Raw genomic sequence first — 21,690 nt, 5'->3', positions numbered from 1 at the left:
ATTTTCAATAGACTTGCGTAAAACTAGCTAACCGCTTCATAACGAGTTAGCTATAACGTTATTACTTTTTACAAGGTGTATTTGAATGATAACTGCAGGTAGTCTGAGTCTTTATTGATTTCGTCCATAGAGAAGTTTCCAACTTCAACACCTACCGCTAATTCCTTAGTGAAATTGGTGAATAAGTTAACACTCCATTGGCTACGTTCAGCACCAGACACATCAGCTTCAGCATACCCATACATTGCTGTTGAACGTAAACTTTCATCCCAAAAATGACGGTAAGCCACAAGATAAGAAGTCGTATCTTCTATCTTGTCATTATTTAGATCTGGCGCAAACGCTAAACCGACATAACGCCCAAGTTCACCTTTGTGAACTTGAAAGCGTAAATCATCTTTACCAACCGTTTTAATACGACCGGCAATTGATACGCCAAAAGCACTTTCTGAGTTACCTAAAGAGGTTGTTAAGCTACGTGCCAAACCTGAAAAAGAGACGTTACCCCAATCACCTTTTAGGTTATATCGGGCAACAACATCAGGTTTATCATCTTGTGAAGCATCGCCCCCCCACGACTCAGGGTTTTCTATAGAAACTTGAAAGTTACCTTGGGTATAACGTATTTGGGTTTGACGAACGAAAACTATACCAATGGTGGCACCAGCAAAATCAGCGGTTTCGGCCAAAGCACTCGTATTCATGAACGTTGACCATGTTTGACCCGCTAATACGTTTTTATAACTGATAAAAGCATGACGAAGACGATTATGAGAAGAGTTTGACCAACGTTGATCACCCCCGCCCCCTAAAAAGTCCATTTCAAGAAAGCCCGTGACATCACCATGTGAATATTTAAGATTAAAGCGAGATTCATTAGCATTCATTTTAAATTGAGATTGACTATCGGTAAGCGGCGCTCCAGCTCCAACCCAAAAGTCTCGATACGCAACATCACCATCAACATAGCGAGCATCAACTTTAATATAGCCACCCAGAGTAACTTTATCAGTATCTGTTAGTTTAAATTCATAAGCTGCATTTGCTGAACCTGCAGCCAATGAACCCAATAAGGTGGCGAGTAATAGTTTTTTATTCTTCTGAATTTTCATTGACCAATTCCCCAAGTAATTTTTATAAGTGTTATGTGTCTGAAACAAATATCACTAAAAAAACAGCGAGTCACAATTGGCAATAAGTATTAACTCTAAAGTTGTAATACTTTAGTATTAAGTCTTTGGTATTAGTATCTTAGCTTTAATTGATTTACTGTGGAATTAGTTAAATAAAAGTCGGAATCAATTGATTTACCGTGAATAATTTGTAAATCTGCAAGCTCATCAAAATAAGATGACTTCTGAAGAATTAATGAGATTGATGTATGTTTCCAAATTGGCAATTAGTGATCACAAGTGTTGGTTATATTGGCTTACTTTTTATTATTGCCTTTTTAGGGGATCGTTATCGGCATAAAATAGCAACGAAATATCACACGATTGTTTATGCGCTATCGCTTGGGGTTTATTGTACATCTTGGGGTTTTTTGGGGACTGCAGGACAAACCGCTAATTATTCGTTTTCTTATCTTTCTGTTTATCTCGCCCCGATTTTATTATTCTTATTTGCTTGGCCCTTTATTCAACGGATGATTAAAGTCAGCTTACAATTAAATATCACGTCAATTGCTGATTTACTCGCTTCTCGATTTGGAAAATCACAACGTTTAGCCGTACTTGTCACGTTTGTTACCTTAATTGGCACCATACCTTATATCGCCTTACAGCTAAAAGCGATTGTGCATTCCTATACCATATTGCAAGAAGATCAATATTTATCTTTATGGCAACTTGGCTTAATTGTTAGCTTAATTTTAGCGGGCTTCACTATTATTTTTGGTATTAGAGCAATTGATGTTACTGAGCGTCACCCTGGGGTGATGATGGCAATAGCTTTCGAGTCTATTATTAAGCTGGTTGCTTTTTTATCAATTGGCCTTTTTGTTTCGTTTTACCTCTATGACTCACCGATTACCATTTGGACACTAGCCACAGAAAACGTTGAGCCAGCCCATCACTTTACGCTTTCAAAGTTTGTTTCTATGCTAGGTCTACTCGTTATTGGTCTGTCTGCTTTTTTATGTTTTCCAAGACAATTTCAAGTAATGGTCGTTGAACTTAAAGAGCAAGCTCATACTAAACTCAGCCGCTGGCTATTTCCTAGTTACGTAGCTATTTTTGCACTCTTTGCTATTCCAATTGGCTTATCCGGAAGATTGCTCTACGGAGACTCTCTTGATGCAGAAGCTTACGTATTATTTTTACCTGCTTATCAAGGTCAATTATGGTTGACATTATTTTCATTCCTTGGCGCGGTTTCAGCAGCCAGTTCTATGGTTATTATTTCGACCATAGCCTTAAGCACTATGCTCAGTAATGAAGTTGTTTTCCCTTTATTATTCAAACACTCGAACATTCAGCAAACTGACTTTAAAAAGTTCAAAGATAAATTACTAATGATACGTAAAGCATTGGTCTTATTTATTATCTTACTTTGCTACGGTATGTTTGTTGCTGCACCTCCTGGTACTTTAGCCTCCTTAGGCGAAGTATCTTTTGGTGCAATTGCACAAATAGGCCCACCACTTTTTGCCACGTTTTATTGGCGAAAAGTGAGTTTGCAGGCAGTATTATTCGCAATAACATCAGGGTTTATGATTTGGTTTTTCCTCAACCTATTACCCCAATTAGGCTTTTATGCTCATCCCTTTGCTGATGCGTCAATATCGAGTACCACCTTAGCCACGTTATTAGGGTTAACCATTAATGTAATTGTACTGATACTGGTCTCTAAAATTAGCCGAGCGACTATCCAAGAGCAATCTCAGATTGAACACTTTATTGAACGACCAAACATCAATGAGAGGCTTCATTTTAGCCATGGAAAAATAAACCAAAAAGAGTTGGCTTTGTTGTTAACAAGGTTTGTCGGTAGTGAAAAGTCTGCGCAGTGTTTTACTGAATTTAATAAAAAATATGATCCACTTAAAACAAATAAACAAATATATAACGAAGCACTAATTTTTCATATTGAAAATACCCTAGCTAAAGTTATGGGCTCAGCTTCAGCGCGCCTAGTGATCTCTTTTGCCATTACCGGTAAAGATATGGCTTTGGATGAAGTGGCAAAAATTGTTGAGGGTGCGTCAAGCCACCGTATTGAATTTAGTCGTAGCGTGTTATCGAGTGCGATAGAAAATACCAACGAAGGTATCTCCGTTATTGATAGCAAATTGAATATGGTCGCTTGGAATAAACCTTATCTAGCGCTATTTAATTACCCTGAAGAGCTTATTTATATCGGTAGCCCTATCAAAGATCTAATTTACTTTAATCTTAAAAGTCGCCCTGAATACGCCCATTCGTTAAATCAGCAAGTTGAAAAGCGCTTACAGTTTTTTAGAGAAGGCAGTAAACACAGCGTTGAAAGAATACAACCCAATGGCAACATCATTCGTATTGAAGGAAACCCAATACCTGATGGTGGCTTTGTGATGATATTTACTGACATCACTGTTTATAAAAAAGCAGAGCAGTTACTTAAAGAGGAAAATCTTGATTTAGAAAGTTTAGTCTTAGAGCGAACCAAGAAATTAGAAGATGCTTATAAAAAATTGGAACAAGGAAATAAAGAACTTGCCATTGCAAGACAAAAAGCTGAACAAGCACATTTAAAAAAAAGCCAGTATCTTAAGGCTTGCAGCCATGATTTGATGCAACCTTTATCTGCGGCACGACTTTTTTCATCAACCTTAGCAATGAGTTCTCATTTAAGTAAAGAAGAAAAAGAAAGCGTGAACTATATCGATAACTCACTAAAAACAGCCAATAATCTCTTAAAGGATCTTAACGAAATAACCCGAATAGAAAGTGGCAATATTGTTCCTAATATAAACCACCTTTCACTTAATGATGTCTTTACGAGTATTGCTAGTGAGTTTTCACCCTTGGCTAAAAAACAAAGTATTGAGTTTCATTGGGTGCAAACGTCCTTGTGGATTAATAGTGATTCAAAATTATTACGAAGAGTTTTACAAAATTTATTATCTAATGCTTTTCGTTACGCGAGCCCTGGAAAAGTACTATTGGGCTGTAGACGAAAGGGAAAAAACATCATTATTCAAGTTATTGATAATGGGCCAGGTATTCCCTATAAGCAGCAGAAAACTGTTTTTGAACAATTTACTCAACTCGAAAGTAACCAGCATGTTGGTGTAAAAGGTTTAGGTTTAGGCCTTAATATTGCTCAAAGTTTAACTCAACTTTTATCGTCTCGCGTGCAGTTAAATTCTCAGCCCGAGCATGGCTGTAATTTCAGTTTATCATTTCCCATTGCTTCAGCAATAAAACAGCGTAATGCCAAAAAATCGCCTATTAAGCAAGTGTCATTAGAAGATGTCAATGTGTTATGTATTGATAATGATCCAGATGTGCTTAAGGGAATGAATAAATTATTGAGTGCTTGGAGATGCAATGTTTTTTGTGCAAAGAACACCAGAGAAGCTACTGTTATTTTTAAAAGATATCAAAGCAGTATTGACATTGTTTTGGTCGATTACCAATTAGATAATAATGAAGACGGTATTAGTTTGTTTAAGCAATTACAAAAAATAAAAAACTATCCGCTGCCCGCCATTTTAATTACAGCTACCACCGATAGTGATGTTTTAGAAAAAAGCCAAGCAGCAGGAATGAGTTACTTAAGAAAATTAATAAAACCTATTGCCTTAAGAGCCTTAATGAGTTCGCTTCTAACCAAGGCATTACAACAAAATTATTCTAATGATGCTGAAAATGACTGATGATTATTCTGATTGAGCATAATGACTGCTTGAGTCCGGCTTTTCACACCCAATTTCAAAAAAATTGAACTGGCATGCGATTTTACTGTAGCTTCTGAAAGTGAAAGCTGTGAAGCAATTTGTTTATTGAGTAAACCATCAGAAAACATTTTCAAGATACGGTTTTGTTGGTTGGTTAAACTGGCGATTTTCTTACCTATTTCTGAAATAGGTAAATTATTTTTATTTTCTTCAAGGTTTGGCGTCCAAAGACCTCCTGCCAAGATTATTTCCAGTGCTGCAAGCATTTGTGGTACATCAGTTGATTTAGGGATAAAACCAACCGCGCCGTGATCAATAGCTTTAGTAATAATATCTTTTTCTTCATAACCAGAGACTACTACCACAGCCATTTGAGGATAACGTTCACGCATAGTAATTAACGTATTAAAGCCTTGGGCTCCAGGTATATTAAGATCGAGTAATAATAAGCCAACGTCTTGATGTTCTGCTAAGGATCGCTCTAAATCATGAACATCTTCTGCTTCAAGTACATCAATATCGCTAAAATGAGCTGAAATCATCAACGTTAATGCTTGACGAAAAAGGGGATGGTCGTCAGCTATTATTATTTTTTCTGACTGGAACATAAAAATACCTCAAACAAAGTTGCTTACATTCTAACCCAATAAAAATTGTAACTCCAAAGGATACTGCGCAATAATATTTCTATTTATGCTTTTATTTTAAAATAGCCCTATTGCCGCTAAATATTGATACCTTGGTATAATAAAACCTGATTGAACACCTCCCAGCCATTCGCTAATTATTGACTAAGAATATAATTTAGCTTAGCATCCGCCAGTCTCTGTTTGTAAATTGAAGAATGCAGTAAAAATGAAAAACATTTGGCTTGGCTTTTTAATAGTACTATCGATTGCCTTGCAATCGTTTGTTGCTGTGGCTAATTCAGACAATAATCATCAGCTTGACGCTCAACATTTACAAACTGAACATTCTCATGAAGTTGACAATCAAGCTCGACTTAATGCAACCTCTGATACTGAGCATAACGTCAAAGACTGTCATCATTGTGGGCACTGTCAAGGTTCACACAGCCAATGGTTTTTAACAAAAAAATCAACTTCGACTGTCACTAAGCTATTAATTCCCAATCAATATTTTTATCTTATCGATATCAACATCAACTTTATAGAACAACTTATACGCCCCCCCATCGCTTAATTTAATTTTATAACAATTTTTCGCAACAAGTTTACTTAACACTAAATATTGAATTTAGTGTTGTTGCAACGTTTACCTTTAAATTAAGAGATAACAATGATCAACACCAATAAAAAGCCAAAGCCACTAAACCTACTGAGTGTTTTATTTTATGGTTTAACCACCTTAGCTATTCCTGCTCTTGCTGTCGAAATCACCGAAAACACGCACAAAGCAGGGGTTAACTTTACCACGGCACAATTAACACTAGCAAATATTAAAGTATCGATGCTAACACCCAAGATTTTTGCACGACGTGTTTATGCCCCAGGAGAAATAAAAGCGAATGGTTACACTAGTTATATCGTCTCACCACGCACAGAGTCAGTGGTCATAAGTCGTCATGCGACCTTAGGTGAACATGTTGAAAAAGACCAACCATTAGTCACGTTATTTAGTGAATCTGTTGCTGCAGCACAAGCTAATTATCGGGTAACGTATAGTGAATGGCAACGGGCAAAAAAATTAACTAAGGGTACGTTAAGCGAGAGTCTTTTACTAAAAAGTGAGACAGATTACATCGCCGCTTTTAGCCGTTTGACCGCATTTGGGCTAACAAAAAACGCTATTGAAGATATTGTTAAAAACAATTCATCAAACTTAGGTGAATATACCTTAGTAGCGCAGCGCGCAGGAGCGGTATTAAGTGATGATTTTTCACAAGGACAGCGAGTCACACCCGGTGAACAAATTATGATTTTGGCTAACGAAGAAAGCTTATGGGTAGAGGCGCGTGTTTCACCCAACAAAAAACTAAACTTACCCGCGGGGACAAGGGCTGAAATAGAGTTTGCTGGCCAAACTTATCATGCCTTGGTTATTCAAGAAGCCCATACAATCGACCCAACAACCCGTACTAGAATTGTTAGGCTGTCTGTTGAAAATAAAGATGATTCATTACACTCAGGGATGTTTGTAGATGTTAACTTTCAATTTGACACGCAAACTGCCGTAATCGCAGTGCCCGAAACAGCCTTAATGCGTGGGGCTGATGGCGATTGGACTGTCTTTGTTGAAGACCATCCGGGTGAATTTGAGGCTGTTGAAGTTGAATTAGGTCAGCCTTTAGGCAATTACCGTCAAATCATCGGAATTGCCGCCAACACAAGAGTGGTTACCAAAGGTGCCTTTTTTGTGGCTTCAGAAATAGCGAAAAGTGGATTTGATCCACACGGCCACTAATGAGGAATAACACGATGTTAAATAAAATGATTGATTGGTCGATAGATAATCGGCTACTGGTGGTTATTGCACTCATCACCACCATGGCCGCCGCTATTATTGCCATTCCAAATTTAAATCTAGATGCATTTCCTGATGTCACTAATGTTCAAGTAGCGATAAATACCGAAGCACCTGGCTTAGCCGCTGAAGAAGTAGAGCAACTCATCACCTACCCGATTGAAGCGGTGATGTATGCTTTGCCTGATGTTGAACAAGTACGGTCAATATCAAAAACAGGGTTATCTGGCGTTACTGTGGTTTTCAAAGAAGGCACCGATATATATTTTGCTCGTCAATTAGTTTTTGAACGGCTACAAGCGGCAAAAGCACTAATCCCTCAAGGCGTTGGTTCACCTGCAATGGGACCTAATACCTCGGGTCTAGGTCAGGTCTTTCAGTACTTACTCATTGCTGACAAAGAGGCGGGTTATAATTCAATAACCTTAAGAAGTTTAAATGATTGGCTGGTGAAATTATTGGTTATGCCAGTAGATGGTGTAACTGATGTTTTATCTTTTGGCGGTAGTGTTCGCCAATATCAAGTCAACATTGAACCCAGTAAATTACTTTCTTATCAGTTAAGCCAAGATGACATAGTTACCGCACTTGAAAACAACAATGCCAATGTGGGTGGTTGGTATATGAATAGAGGACAAGAGCAATTAGTTATACGAGGCACAGGTTGGTTTAATAGTGGTGAAGCGGGATTAGCAGACATTAAGCAGGTGCCAGTGAAAACCGTGTCTGGCACGGTAGTCACTATCGCAGATCTCGCCAAAGTAACTTTGGGGAGTGAAATTCGTCAAGGCGCGGCGACCATGACACGCAGAAACAAAAATGGCGAAGTTGAACGCTTGGGAGAAGTCGTTTCAGGTATCGTATTAAAGCGTATTGGCGCAAATACCAAGGCCACCATTGACGGAATTAACGCTCGAATACCCATGATTAATCAAGCCCTCCCCAAAGGTGTTCGCTTTGAGCCTTTCTATGACCAAGCCGATTTAATTACTCAAGCGGTTAATACTGTTGTCGAAGCACTTGCCTTAGCTTTTATATTTATTGCGGTGATACTCGCCTTATTTTTAATGAATTTAACCGCAACATTTTTGGTGTTAATTTCGATACCTATCTCGGTCGCTATTGCGCTAATGGTAATGTCTTGGCTAGGGTTATCAGCTAACTTAATGTCATTAGGCGGGATTGCGGTCGCAATAGGTATGTTAGTTGATGGCTCGGTGGTGATGGTTGAAAATATCTTTAAACATTTACACCACTCTAGCGATCCCAACCATAAAAATAGCCAGCAACAAGATATCCCACTACAGCTAAAGGCTGCAGGAAAAGAAGTTGCTCGCCCGGTATTTTTTGCCGCAGCCATTATTTTGGTGGTCTTTACGCCACTGTTTAGTTTTGAAGGGGTTGAAGCTAAACTTTTTCAACCTATGGCTATTAGCATTATTTTAGCCGTAATATCTGCCATCCTAGTAGCACTTTTTGTAGTGCCGGCACTAGCAACGTTTATGTTTAACAAAGGTGTAAAAGAAAGGGAAAGTTTTATATTAACGCCTTTAGATAAGCTCTATCGAACAAGTCTTAAAGCCGCGATGAAACGCCCTAAACTTGTGATGTTTACTTGCATATCATTACTGGTTGTAGCTATATCATTGGTCCCCAAAATAGGCACAGAGTTTGTACCCGAACTTGAAGAAGGCACCATTAACTTAAGGGTCACTTTAGCCCCATCATCGAGTTTGGAAACAGCGTTAGCAGTAGCGCCTATTCTTGAAGAAAAGTTAATGGCGTTTCCTGAGGTAACCTACGCACTCAGCCGCATTGGCCGGGCTGAAATCGGTGGCGATCCTGAGCCCGTTAATAACATTGAAATATACCTAGGATTAAAGCCAATATCACAATGGCATAGTGCTAAAAGTCGCATCGAATTGCAAACGTTAATGGCAAAGGACCTTGAACAATTTCCTGGCTTACTGCTTAATTTTTCACAGCCAATTGCGACCCGTGTTGATGAATTACTGTCTGGGGTCAAAGCACAACTGGCTATTAAATTATTCGGTCCAGAATTATCCGTACTCGCCAGTAAAGGCGAAGAAATTGCAGCGGCGATAAAAGAGGTGAAAGGCGCGCGTGATGTCGCCTTAGAGCAAATAGCAGGAGAAGCCCAATTAGTCATAGAGCCAAAAAGACAGCAACTGTCTCGTTTTGGTTTGTCGGTTGGCGATGTTATGGATGTCATTAAAGATGGCATTGGCGGGGTGAGTGCTGGGCAGATAATTAACGGTAATGAGCGCTATGATATTTATGTCAGATTAGAAGAAAAATATCGTAACAGTCCAGAAGCCATTGCAGACCTTCGTTTACAATCGCCAACAGGTGCTTGGGTCCGTTTAGGAGATATCGCCACCATCACCTTTGAGTCAGGCCCACCACAGGTACGTAGAGATAATGTTCAACGCCGAGTCGTTATTCAAGCAAATGTACAAGATAGAGATATGGGCAGTGTTGTTGCTGATATTCGTGAAATAATTGCCAGCACAGTAGACTTACCCTCAGGTTATTCTGTGGTTATTGGTGGTCAATTTGAGAATCAACAACGTGCGCAACAGAGACTATTACTGGTGGTGCCACTCTCATTGGCATTAATTGCTTTGTTACTTTATTTTGCTTTTGGCTCGTTGGGTCAGGCGATGTTAATTTTGGTTAATGTCCCCTTAGCGATTATTGGCGGTGTATTCTCGCTTTATCTTAGCGAACAATATTTATCTGTGCCGAGCTCTATTGGTTTTATTACGTTGTTTGGTGTTGCTGTGCTCAATGGCGTTGTTATGGTTGAGCGGATAAACCAGCATATTAGAGAAGGCTTATCAACGTCACAAGCAGTTTTCGACGGTGCGACATCGCGACTACGTCCAGTGTTAATGACCGCGATGACTTCCGCTTTGGGGTTGATCCCGATGATGATGTCTAATGGCGTGGGTGCAGAAATACAACGCCCCCTCGCGAGTGTTATTGTTGGCGGATTAGTCACCGCAACTTTTTTAACCTTATTTGTCTTACCTGTTTTATATAATTTTTTCTCTGCGGCGAAAATTAAACAACTGATAAAAGATTAATCTTATAGAACCCCTGAACAAAAATTGTTGAGGGGTTTTATTTAAATTAACAGCCAATATGCTTAATCGATAAGACTATAAATTAGCGGTTATAAAACCAAGAATCACCTAGGTTTACTGATCAAATTTGTAGTCACTATTATTGATCAAATAATGTTTAAATTCTGCTAATGGTAAAGCTTTAGTGTAATACCAACCTTGACCAAATTTAATATCCATTTTCAGTAATTCGTCTACTTGTAATCTATTTTCAATACCTTCAGCAATAATACTCGCGCCTAACTTATCCGCTATTGAAACAATATTTGGTATTAGGGTTGATCTAATTGAGCCTGTCTCAACTTCATCAATAAATGACTTATCAACTTTTAAGGTATCAATATCTAACAGCTTTAATTGAGATAGATTAGAGTAACCTGTGCCAAAATCATCAATAGAAATTTTAATACGACTTTTTGACAGTACTTCTAAGGTATTGCCCACTTTGCTGTAATGTAACTCTTCATCTTCTGTTACCTCAAAGCAAACTTCAAGATTCGGTGTTATATTTTTAAACAGTTCGACTCCTTTGAGGATATTACCGTTATTGATATCTTTAGGATAAACATTAATGGAAAGATAAAAGGGTTCATTGATAATCTTAATATCTTTAAAATCGTCAATGGCTTGCAAGATAAGGTCTTCCGTCATCGACCAAGACATATCTAATTCAGCCACCACTGAAATAAATTGATCAGGGTAAAGCGGACCAATATGGTCTTCAAATCGAGCCAGTAATTCACAGCCAATAACCTTACCCGTTTGTAACTCAACAATAGCCTGATAATGTGGCTTAATACTTTTAAAAGATAAGGCTAATTTTATTCTTCTTTTGGTACTATAAATGTAACTATAAATCGATTGATAAGCATGTAAAGTTGCCACACCTGAAATCAAAGAAATAAACATTAAAATTAATAAAACAGGTGCAAGTTGGAATTCTGAAAAGTTTTTTTGCACAATAGCCACACAGATTAATCCTTTAGGGCCACAAAATTCAAAAGAGTGCGATAGTAATCCTGAGCTAAAATAAGGCTGACTACTTGTTGATTTTTTTTGATATATTCCAGGTTCACCAAAAAGATGAATAATTTTTTCACCTTTGAGTGCTAGCAGTTCATAGTTTTTAAATTTTCTGTGTTCATACAAAACACCTTGAAATGATGCGACTAAATTATAATTGTCCTTACGAATAACAATACCTTGTACCTTTCTATCGAAAGTGATCAACTTATGGTTAAACCAGAATTCATGGCCGTCCAGCATAAAGTCATAGCTAGGTCCCTTGATGGGTGTTTTTAAGATGCCAATTCCTGTGGTACAGGTCAATACGCCATTTTCGAGGAAGCCTATGTCCCTAATGTCATTTGATTCAAATTGAGATTTTCGCATTGCTAATAAATTTTCATCAGAGCAATAAGTAAAGTTTTGGTTATTTAATGACTCAATAACATCATATCCATAAGCTGTGGTATCCATTAAATCGCTAAGTATATTTTCTCCTTGCTCTAAAAGCTGACTTTTTAAGATGTAGGAGTAGCTATAAAATATCACCGTTAAACTAAAAATTATCCCACTTAAAAATGCCAAATACTTGGTAATTGAACCCATTCTTTGCATATACACAGCCCCAACTCAATTTATAACGTAATGATAATAATCATTTTAATATTTAGTTATAGGTCAATTTTTATGATAATACTAGCGCTCAAGTGATTAGTCATCGCTATAATTGCCCTTTGGCAAGTCAGTAGGTATTTTTAATCAATTGAGGCTTCTTTGTGGCGAGCACTTCATTAAGATATTAGCCTATTAATGAAAGTATTACAGATTAGTAGCGTAAAATTAAAGTGCTTAATTGATACTGGTTAACGGTATTGCTAAATAGCCCCACAAAAGAATGCCTGTTGCGGTGGTGTTCACTCTGCTAATAACAGAGTTGTAAACGTTAGCAATCATGTTACGTTTTGGGTTTGAAGTGAGCTGAAAAATCAAGTAATTGCTCGGCTGGTTTTGGTCGGCTAAAATAATATCCTTGCACTAAATCACAATCTAACTCTGCTAGTAAAGCAAGCTGTGACTGAGTTTCAACGCCTTCGGCAACAACAGTCATACCTAAGCTATGAGCCATAACAATAATAGTTTTAACTAACTGACAATCAGCCTTATTTATTGTGATCCCTTGAATAAAGCTTCTATCTATTTTGAGCACATCAAAGGCATATTCTCTTAAATAACTTAATGATGAATACCCAGTACCAAAGTCGTCCATTGATAGTTTTATACCTAGTTTTTCAACTTCAATTAAGGCGTCATGAATATAAGATTGACCACTCATTAACACCCCTTCAGTAATTTCAATTTCCAAACTGCTCGCATTAATCACTTCCTCATCAAGACAGTTTTTAATAAAAGTGAGTAACTCAACATCTCTAAATTGCCGAGGTGATATATTCACAGCCATAGTGTATGTTTTATGATCTTGTTTTTGCCATACATTTAAAAAGCTTAATGCTTGTTTAATAACAAACCGCCCAATCGGCACAATAAGGCCGGTGTGTTCGGCAATAGGAATAAATTCAACTGGCGCGATATTACCTAAAACAGAATTATGCCATCGCAACAGTGCTTCAACACCAATGACATTGCCACTTTTGACATCTAATTGAGGCTGATAATATAGCTCAAATTCATTACGTTCTAGTGCCCCATGCATTTGTTCTTCAATTTCAAAACGGCGCAACATCACAATATTCATTTCTTTAGTAAAAAATGAATACGTATTGCGACCTAAAGATTTTGCTTCATACATTGCGGTGTCAGCATTACGCAGTAGATCAGAGCTAGTGCAGCCATTTTCAGGGTATACAACAACACCAATACTTAAGGTAAGTATTAATTCTCTGCTATCAATATTAAAAGGTTCTCTAAAGGCTTGGAGTAAATTTTCAGCAATAATTGTTGCATCATGATGGCAGGTAATACCGCGCAACAGTACAATAAATTCATCCCCTCCTAAGCGGCCAACCGTATCTTCTTTTCGAACAACGTTATTTAAGCGCTTTGCCGATTTGATCAGTATTTTATCCCCCATCTCATGACCCAATGAGTCATTAACTTTCTTGAAATCGTCTAAATCAAGAAAAAGGACGGCTATTTGCTCATTATTTCTTTCGGCTTCAATCAGCATTTGTGATAAACGGTCGAGTGATAAAAACCGGTTAGGTAATAAAGTTAAGGTATCAAAATAAGCTTGGTTGCGAATTATTTCAGCAGACTTGTACTGTTCACTAATATCGCGAATAATAGTTACTATTTGGTTATATTTTGCCAAATAGCTCATTCTAGCTTCAAAATATGCTAATCCATAAGGCATATTTAGCTCATATTCGAAAGTTATCATCTCTTCTTGCTGTTGTATTTTAGCCAAATGAGTTTCAAATTTTTTAACGACCTCACTAGGTAATACATCAGTCATACGTTGGCCAATAAAGTGCGCTGGTGAAACGTAAAGTTTTTTTTGTTCGCTTGCACGATAATCGATAATGGTCCCATCGACTTCCATTAAGAAGAATAAATCAGGGATAGCATCAATAATGGTTTTAAGCATATGGTCTTTGAATAGCGCTTGCGACTGTGCATACTTAACATCAGCTAAATTAACATCAATACAGTACATTTGTTTTTTATTATATTGATTAGTAAACATTACATGACTTGAAAGGACATTAATATCATTGCCATTTTTATGAGACAAGATGATCTCTGCAGTAGGAATTTTTATATCTTTGTTTATCCAATCATTGTGTGCCGCAACAACTGAATCACGCATAGCGGCGGGGATAATTAAGTCTTCTAATTTTTTTCCGCGAGCTTCTTGCTGGGTAAAACCATAAAGTAATTCACTACCTATATTCCAATAAATGACCCGCCGATTTTCATCATATCCTTGCACAGAAACAACATTCACTGCATCAAATAATTGGTGCAGTGAATCATTAGTCACGTATTGTTGGGGCGCTATTGTGTTAACATTTTTTGATATCATATTTAGCTAAATCCAAAAGTTCCTTGTATTTTATAATAGACGTCAACTTCGATTTGACAGCTAAAACATAATTAAATTTGAGCGCTATCAAGGTATTAATAGCTATATAATATTAGAACAACAGTCTATTTATAGCAAAATCCGCTAGGATTAAAATTATTCAAAAGTAACCTTAGGGTAAATCTGAAATATTAAGAAGATGTTTAACTGGTAAGAGAAAAAGCATGTCGATAAATAAACGATTTCTTGTGGTTATTTATCTCCCCTAAAATTGGGCGGTTAAGCGTAAAGTAAAGATGAGTAAATCACTTACTGATTTGTCACCAGAAGGTGATGAAATAAATTGAAGATCAGGTTTGATATTTATTTTGTCATTTATTGGAAATAGATAAAATAACTCAGTAACTTGCTCACTATCCGCTCCAACAACATCCGCTTGGGTGAACCCTAGGCCCAAGGTATCTTCTTCACTGAAAAGTCCTTGGTAATTAACACCAAGACTAAAATGCTGATCTACAGCAATGACTTTTTTCTTTGCTTGTCCCCATTGCATAAAAGCACTAAATTTTTCATTAAAATAATGATCAGCAACGATATAGATATCTGTTGAGCTTGCTGATATTCGATCGCTACTTTCAAGATATGAATGATTCCAAGCACCCAATTTCACCGAACTATGGCCTTGATAGTGCCACTGCACTTCGGCAATAGAGAAAAAATCATCAAAGTGATTATACTTAGCACTACTTTCGTAAAAACCAAGTCGAGTTGTTATCGCTGAATTTAATTTATATTGGCTATAAATACCTATACTTGGCTGAGGATAGGTGGGAAGACCTTGAATTGTTGGACTCACCCCCATAGAAGAGTTAATAAATTCCAGACCATATTCTGTGAAGGCAAAATCACTATTGGCGTCCATCTGTCCTAGCTTAATAAATAATTTTTTGTTGAGTTTTACCGCAAAAATAACTTCATATGCATGGTTAAAGTCTTGTTCATCAATATTACTAAACCCTTGAATATCAATAGCAATATCAGAACCTTGTTCACCACGTTGTACAGCATACCCTACTGAAATATAACTTTGCTTGCCAATAAGGTTAGTTAGATTTGTTTCAAAGCCAACATTGAGCAGACCGCGTATTACATTTTTAGAAAAAGTATTATTATCAATAAAAGAACTGTCGACAGTAATATCTGCATTAAATATAGTTTCTAACGCTTCAACCTCGGTTGTAGCAATTGTAATAAAAAAGAGTGTTATTGAAGAAATTTTATTTAACGTTTTTTTTAGCACAGTTCTGATACTCGTATTTTAAACAGACTTACATTAATTTTTTAAATTATACACAAATTAACTAATGGGTAACGTGCAATTAATGAAACGACTAGCGAAACCATACCTTTATCTAAATAACGATCTAACGCTATATAGCAGTTAAAAAGGTAAAATTACGGTTTAGATCAAGCAAGTTATAGTACATAGTTGCAATATATAGAAAATTTGCTAAGGTTTTCTTGGTGTTTATTCGTAGTGCCATTGAATTAACTTAAGGTGCGCTGCAACTCGTTGTTTGTTAAAAAGCTGTTAAGCCTATTACTACAAATAAGTCATCAGATTAAAAACTATAGTAACAAGCTTGACCGAAAAATCCTGTTATTATCAGGGACAACGTAATTTCGTACTTAGCCCCTTTTACTGCAGGAATTAAGTAAATGTAACCCAGTATTTCTGATGGTAGATAACGAGACGTATTATTGCTATTTATAAGTTATTTTTAGGACAATTAATTAATAAAATCATTCTATTGATTTTATTGGCTAATATTTTTTTTGTTTCACTGCCTGCTCTCGCTCAACAATATCGTTTTACGTTACTCAATGTTCAAGATGGCCTTCCTTCACTAAATATCAATCAAACATTTCAACAAAGCAATGGCTTTATTTGGCTGGCAACAGATGCTGGAGTTAGTCGCTTTGATGGTAAAGCATTTGAGCATTACAAGTTCTCTCCAGGTAGTCCACGGCACATAAGCCACAATTTTATTACTAACATAGTAGAAGACAATGACGGTAACATTTGGTTAACAAGCGAACATGGGCTAAATAAAATTCGTCCTGATGGTAGTGTTGTCATTTACTTACAAGATGCTAAAAATCCTAATAGTTTATATTCAAACTGGACTGTATCTCTGCATGTTAATCATCAAAACGAGTTATGGATTGGCACAGGTAGCGGACTAAACCTATACAATAAAATAAAGGATAACTTTCAATTTATACCTTACTTTTCAAATGGTAATAAGTACCTTGTTACTATTTACGCTATGGTTGAAGATAAACTGGGACAGATATATACGATAACATCTAACGGTCTCGCTTTATTAAATAGAGAGCAAATGATTTTACAAGCAGTAGTGACCGATAATGCCGAGCACACAACACTTCTTGGTAAAGTAACGATGACTGCCGTTACTGATAACCAAGGCATACTTTGGATGGGTAGTGAAGCAGACGGTCTTATTTCATACAACCCTAAGACGAAAGCGGTTAAAAACTTTAAGCATACACCAAATAATATTAATAGCCTTGCCGATAACAGCATTTATGCTTTGTCTTTGAGCGAGCAAGGTGATTTGTGGATTGGCCATGCCTATAAAGGAATAACAATATTTACACCACAAACGAATACTTATCAACATATTAAAAATCAACCCTTTTCTCTTTCAAGCCTTCCTTCTAATATGATCACCCACATATTTTTTGATCGTTCAGGCATGGCATGGATCTCAACCGACAATGGTATAGCTACCTATAGTCCATATACGAGCGCAAGCTATATATACCCTAGAAAAGCTGACAACAAAGGTCTTTCAAGTAATTTAATTAACCACATAGTCATCGATAAAAATATAGCATGGTTAGCCACCGGACAAGGGCTTAATACCCTCGACTTAGAGACCAGTGAAATTAGCCATATAAATTTAGATGGCCTGACTCAATATAAATTTTCTCATGATAGCATTTGGAATATTTCTCTCATAAATAATGAACTCATGTGGTTATCATCTGATCAAGGTATTAGCTTATTCAATCATCAAGCCAATACATTAAATCACTTTGATAATGCTAATGGCAATTCACAAGGCTTTCCAAGTAACGAATTTTATACACTCACCCAAGATAAAAACAATAAGATGGCTATATGGATAACAGGCTATATAAACGTTGGATTACTATTATTTGATCAAGAAAAGGGCATCAATAAACAATTTCTCAATACCAAAAATAATAAATATTACGATGAAGGGAATTTTACCTATCAAACCCTTATCGACGATAATGGCGCTATGTGGATGGGAACCACTGACGGTATATTTAAAGTCGACCTTAACACCGGCGCATCAACCCAATACAATCTTGGTATTAACGGCGCAAATGTCAGGGTCAGTGGCATAATTCGTCTAGCATCTGGAGATATTTGGGCAAGTACACAAGGCGGTGGGCTGGTTCGTTTATCTTTTTCTGGGCCTGATAAACGCACCGTTAATATTAAAACAATGACCAAAAAAAATGATCTGTTCAACGGTCAATTAAAATCAGTTGTCGCTCAAGGAGAGAGTCGACTTTGGTTTACTACCAGCAATGAACTCTACATGTATAACATTTATACTGAGCAAGTAACTCAGTATAAGTCTTTACTCTTGGACAAAAATTTTAACTTCATTGAAGCGGCTATTGCCATCGTTGATAACACCTTACTATTAGGGACCAACAAAGGCTTAATTCGTGTTGAAACAGATAAGTTATCGCAAAATAACTTTAACCCCCCGATCCAAATAACTGAGATCCTAGTTGCCAATAAGAGCACGGTAATAGTCAGTGATAAAACATTTTCTGAAAGCTTGGTTCTCGATGGTGAAAACCCCAATATTCAAATTTATTTTGCTTCGCTTGATTATACAGCACCTAAAAACAACCATTACCGATATCAGCTTAAAGGTTTTGATAGTGATTGGGTTTACAGTGAGAATACTAATTTTGTTCAATACACTAATTTAGATCCGGGCAGTTATCAGTTTGTTGTCCAAGGAACAAACAGTGATGGCGTATGGAGTCGAGATCAATCGACAATGATGATCGAAGTTGCCATGCCCATTTGGTACTACCTCTTTATGATGTTATCACTTATTACCCTTGCTGTTTCAATTCGTTACATCATGTTTAAAAAACAAAAGTTGATAGAGCTGCATCAACGAGCAAACTACGACGCCTTAACAGGATTGGCTAATCGCTATTATTTAAACCAAAAATTAAACGAATTAGTTGCTAAAAAGGACAGTTATTTTGCCATTGTCTTTGTAGATATCGACCATTTTAAAGAAGTTAACGATACCTTGGGCCACGACGCAGGTGATCAGTTGATTATTCAAATAGGTAAACGATTGCAATCATGCTTAAGAGCTCACGACCTTTTAGCTCGCTTAGGCGGTGACGAATTTGCCATTATCATTATTACCTCCCCTGATGATGGTGATGGCCTTGCGCATATAGTTGAAAGAATGCACAAACGTATTAGTGCTTTGTATCATATTGATGATCAACGGGTTAAAAGTTCAGCAAGTATTGGTGTCGCCAAATTTCCTCATGACGGAGATGACAGTAAAACGTTACTTAAAAATGCCGATATTGCCATGTATGCAGCTAAAAATTCAGGTAGAAATAACGTTAACTATTACAGCCCCATTTTAAGTAAAAAAATGTTAGAAAAGTTTGAAATTCGCAATGCCTAAACACCAGAGTAACTTGAACCTTATTGTTTCTATAGTAGTGAATTAATTGTCTTGCATCTTAACTTTCATACTTATTAGACTGGTCTTCTTAGCGGTATTCTAGAATAAATGATTATTAATATAACCTCTAGCCTCAGCGCCGGTTGTGTAACCTGCTGAGCCGGTTTTGTCGCCAAGAACATTCCAGATAATGGTGCTGTTATCGGTAACATCTTTCAATATCACTGTTGAGTTTGCAGAGAAAGTTAGATAGTTGGCGATATTAAAAATCCAAGAGCCATCGATACCTTTACCATCAAGCGTTAAGGTTTTACCTATCGCTATGGTTAAATAATTTATTGTGCTGTAAATACCCCCTCAAGTGTTTCGTCGTTGGTACCAAAAGTGGTTGATACGAGTTCTGTTCCTGTACCCATATCTTTTATATCTTGTTGCACAGACGTAATAAGCGCTTCCTGATTGTTAATGATGGGCGTCAGCTCAACAACTAGCGCCCAGCCAAATCACTTGTTCAGCCATTCACCTCTGATATTGTTACTATTCATTTATCAAAGATAATACAGTGCTGAGCTAACTAACTAAACTCGTCAAAGCGAGCACTGTATTTACAAAGAACAGGCGAATATCACTCGGCTTTTATTTGTTATTATTCACTGGTAGATGTAACTTTTTTACTGGAATTAAATGTCACTAAAAAATGTGCTAATCCAGATTTTTCTTTGGCGGTTAAATGTAGGCTAAGTTTGCTTCTTCGCCAAATAATATCTTCAAGATCAACAGCCCATTCTTGTTGAATTAAGTACTCTACCTCGCGTTGGTAAAGACCGGCACCAAAATACTCACCCATGCCTTCTAGTGAGTTAATTCCAGCCAAGATTTTATGACTTAACGTACCGTAAGAGCGAACATAACGCTTAATTATTTGACAGGGTAACCAGCTATATTGGTGTTGCAAGCTGGTTTGTAAATTGTGTTGATTGTCAAAATCGCCCCCTGGTAAAGCAGTATCTGCTGTTATACATTCACCCGCATCGGGAAAATGATCAATAATTCCATTAACTGCAGCTTCAGATAATTTACGGTAAGTGGTAATTTTTCCACCAAATACTGATAACAAAGGCGCTTTTCCCTTAGGTGCATCTACTTCGAAAGTATAATCACGGGTTACCGCTGCAGGCGAATCTGATTCGTCATCGAGTAAGGGCCTAACGCCTGAATAAGTCGCGATGATATCTTTGTTTGATATTTGGTGTTTAAAATGGTCATTAACTACCGAGATTAAATAATCAGTTTCTTCTTTTGAAATACAAGCTGTCGCTGGATCGCCGACATGCTCTATATCCGTTGTTCCAATCAAAGAAAAGTCATCTTCATAAGGAATAACAAAGACAATACGTTTATCTTCATTCTGTAAAATATAAGCCTGCGACTCATTATGAATACGCGGCACTATAATGTGGCTGCCTTTAATTAAACGAATTTTTTTAGGTGATGGCTTTTTTAATGCTTCATCGAAAATACTTGTTACCCATGGACCGGCAGCATTTACTAACGCTTTAGTTTTAACAAGCTGTTTTTCCCCAGTGATATTATCATTGAGTGTTACTTCCCAAATATCACCAACTCTTTTTGCATCTGAGCAACGAGTACGCGTCATAATATTCGCGCCTTTATATCTAGCGGCAATGGCATTGAGAACCACCATCCGAGCATCATCAACCCATGCATCAGAGTATTCAAATCCCTTAGTGATTGTATCTACAACGGGACTATTTTTATCAAATTTAATTCCCTTTGAGCCCTTTAGTGTTGCTCGTTTAGCTAAGTTATCATACATAAACAAGCCAATTCTTATCATCCAAGAAGGGCGTAGATGACTACGATGAGGTAAACGAAAGCGTAAAGGCCATATGATATGGGGCGCATTTTTTAATAAGATCTCACGTTCAGCAAGCCCTTCTCGAACTAAGCGAAACTCATAGTACTCGAGATAACGTAAACCGCCATGAATAAGTTTACTGCTATTTGATGATGTTGAGGAGGCAAGATCATTCATTTCACAAAGTAAAACATTTAACCCTCTACCTGTTGCATCGGCAGCAATGCCTGTACCGTTGATCCCCCCACCAATAACGAGTAAATCATAAATAACGCTTTGATCTTTCATATTGTTCCTTAGTTGCGACCAGAGGAAATTACTTTAGCCCTCACTATTTTGTCGCTTGCCTTTACTTAACGTTGATATTATTTGCTGAACAATACAACCAATGTGAAAACAAAGCAATAAATTACGAACATAAACGAACATATCTGTATACTTTTTTGATAATTAAA

Annotated in this window: 12 protein-coding genes; 5 read left to right on the top strand and 7 right to left on the bottom strand. The window is 37.0% G+C overall.

The features are described from left to right. Positions 1-68: 68 nt before the first annotated feature. The gene (locus tag H4J70_RS05500; protein ID WP_182216625.1) at positions 69-1,112 is read right to left on the bottom strand and encodes a DcaP family trimeric outer membrane transporter; all 1,044 of its coding nucleotides are present in this window, start codon (positions 1,110-1,112) and stop codon (positions 69-71) included. Between the two features lie 269 nt (positions 1,113-1,381). Between H4J70_RS05500 and H4J70_RS05495 the strand changes: the two genes are divergently transcribed. Continuing rightward, entirely contained in the window at positions 1,382-4,858 is a 3,477-nt protein-coding gene (locus tag H4J70_RS05495; RefSeq protein WP_182216623.1) for a PAS-domain containing protein, read from the top strand. Here the strand turns inward: H4J70_RS05495 and H4J70_RS05490 are convergent. Next, positions 4,831-5,487 (bottom strand): response regulator transcription factor, encoded by a 657-nt coding sequence (locus H4J70_RS05490; protein ID WP_182250751.1) that lies wholly within the window; start codon positions 5,485-5,487, stop codon positions 4,831-4,833. The two genes, H4J70_RS05495 and H4J70_RS05490, sit on opposite strands and share 28 nt — an antisense overlap. A gap of 247 nt (positions 5,488-5,734) precedes the next feature. Between H4J70_RS05490 and H4J70_RS05485 the strand changes: the two genes are divergently transcribed. From H4J70_RS05485 to H4J70_RS05475, 3 genes are all read left to right on the top strand, one after another. After that, complete coding sequence (locus tag H4J70_RS05485) at positions 5,735-6,082, top strand: DUF2946 domain-containing protein (protein ID WP_182216620.1); 348 nt, start codon at positions 5,735-5,737, stop codon at positions 6,080-6,082. A 96-nt stretch (positions 6,083-6,178) separates the two neighbouring features. Beyond that, the gene (locus H4J70_RS05480; RefSeq protein ID WP_182250750.1) at positions 6,179-7,303 is read left to right on the top strand and encodes an efflux RND transporter periplasmic adaptor subunit; all 1,125 of its coding nucleotides are present in this window, start codon (positions 6,179-6,181) and stop codon (positions 7,301-7,303) included. A 14-nt stretch (positions 7,304-7,317) separates the two neighbouring features. Then, positions 7,318-10,473: an efflux RND transporter permease subunit gene (locus H4J70_RS05475; protein ID WP_182250749.1), complete on the top strand. Its 3,156-nt coding sequence runs from the start codon at positions 7,318-7,320 to the stop codon at positions 10,471-10,473. 114 nt (positions 10,474-10,587) lie between these two features. Here the strand turns inward: H4J70_RS05475 and H4J70_RS05470 are convergent, their stop codons facing one another. The 3 genes from H4J70_RS05470 to H4J70_RS05460 form a co-directional block, all read right to left on the bottom strand. Beyond that, positions 10,588-12,132, bottom strand: coding sequence for an EAL domain-containing protein (locus H4J70_RS05470; RefSeq protein ID WP_182250748.1), 1,545 nt, complete (start codon positions 12,130-12,132; stop codon positions 10,588-10,590). A gap of 340 nt (positions 12,133-12,472) precedes the next feature. Further along, positions 12,473-14,560, bottom strand: coding sequence for an EAL domain-containing protein (locus tag H4J70_RS05465; RefSeq protein ID WP_182250747.1), 2,088 nt, complete (start codon positions 14,558-14,560; stop codon positions 12,473-12,475). Between the two features lie 265 nt (positions 14,561-14,825). Then, the gene (locus H4J70_RS05460) at positions 14,826-15,860 is read right to left on the bottom strand and encodes a carbohydrate porin (protein WP_182250746.1); all 1,035 of its coding nucleotides are present in this window, start codon (positions 15,858-15,860) and stop codon (positions 14,826-14,828) included. A gap of 520 nt (positions 15,861-16,380) precedes the next feature. Between H4J70_RS05460 and H4J70_RS05455 the strand changes: the two genes are divergently transcribed. Beyond that, on the top strand, positions 16,381-19,356 hold the full coding sequence (locus H4J70_RS05455) for a diguanylate cyclase domain-containing protein (RefSeq protein ID WP_182250745.1): 2,976 nt from the start codon (positions 16,381-16,383) through the stop codon (positions 19,354-19,356). Positions 19,357-19,455: 99 nt separating this feature from the next. On the opposite strand, the gene H4J70_RS20995 is transcribed toward H4J70_RS05455, so the two are convergent. Both H4J70_RS20995 and glpD read right to left on the bottom strand, forming a co-directional pair. Continuing rightward, on the bottom strand, positions 19,456-19,674 hold the full coding sequence (locus H4J70_RS20995) for an ice-binding family protein (RefSeq protein ID WP_404842486.1): 219 nt from the start codon (positions 19,672-19,674) through the stop codon (positions 19,456-19,458). Between the two features lie 328 nt (positions 19,675-20,002). Continuing rightward, positions 20,003-21,523, bottom strand: a complete 1,521-nt coding sequence (glpD, locus tag H4J70_RS05445; protein ID WP_182250744.1) for a glycerol-3-phosphate dehydrogenase — start codon at positions 21,521-21,523, stop codon at positions 20,003-20,005. Between the last annotated feature and the right edge of the window lie 167 nt (positions 21,524-21,690).

Source organism: Colwellia sp. BRX8-9 (assembly GCF_014077245.1).
GTDB lineage: Bacteria > Pseudomonadota > Gammaproteobacteria > Enterobacterales > Alteromonadaceae > Colwellia_A.
The sequence above is the reverse complement of the archived record's forward strand: the minus strand, read 5'-3'. Positions and strand labels throughout refer to the sequence as shown.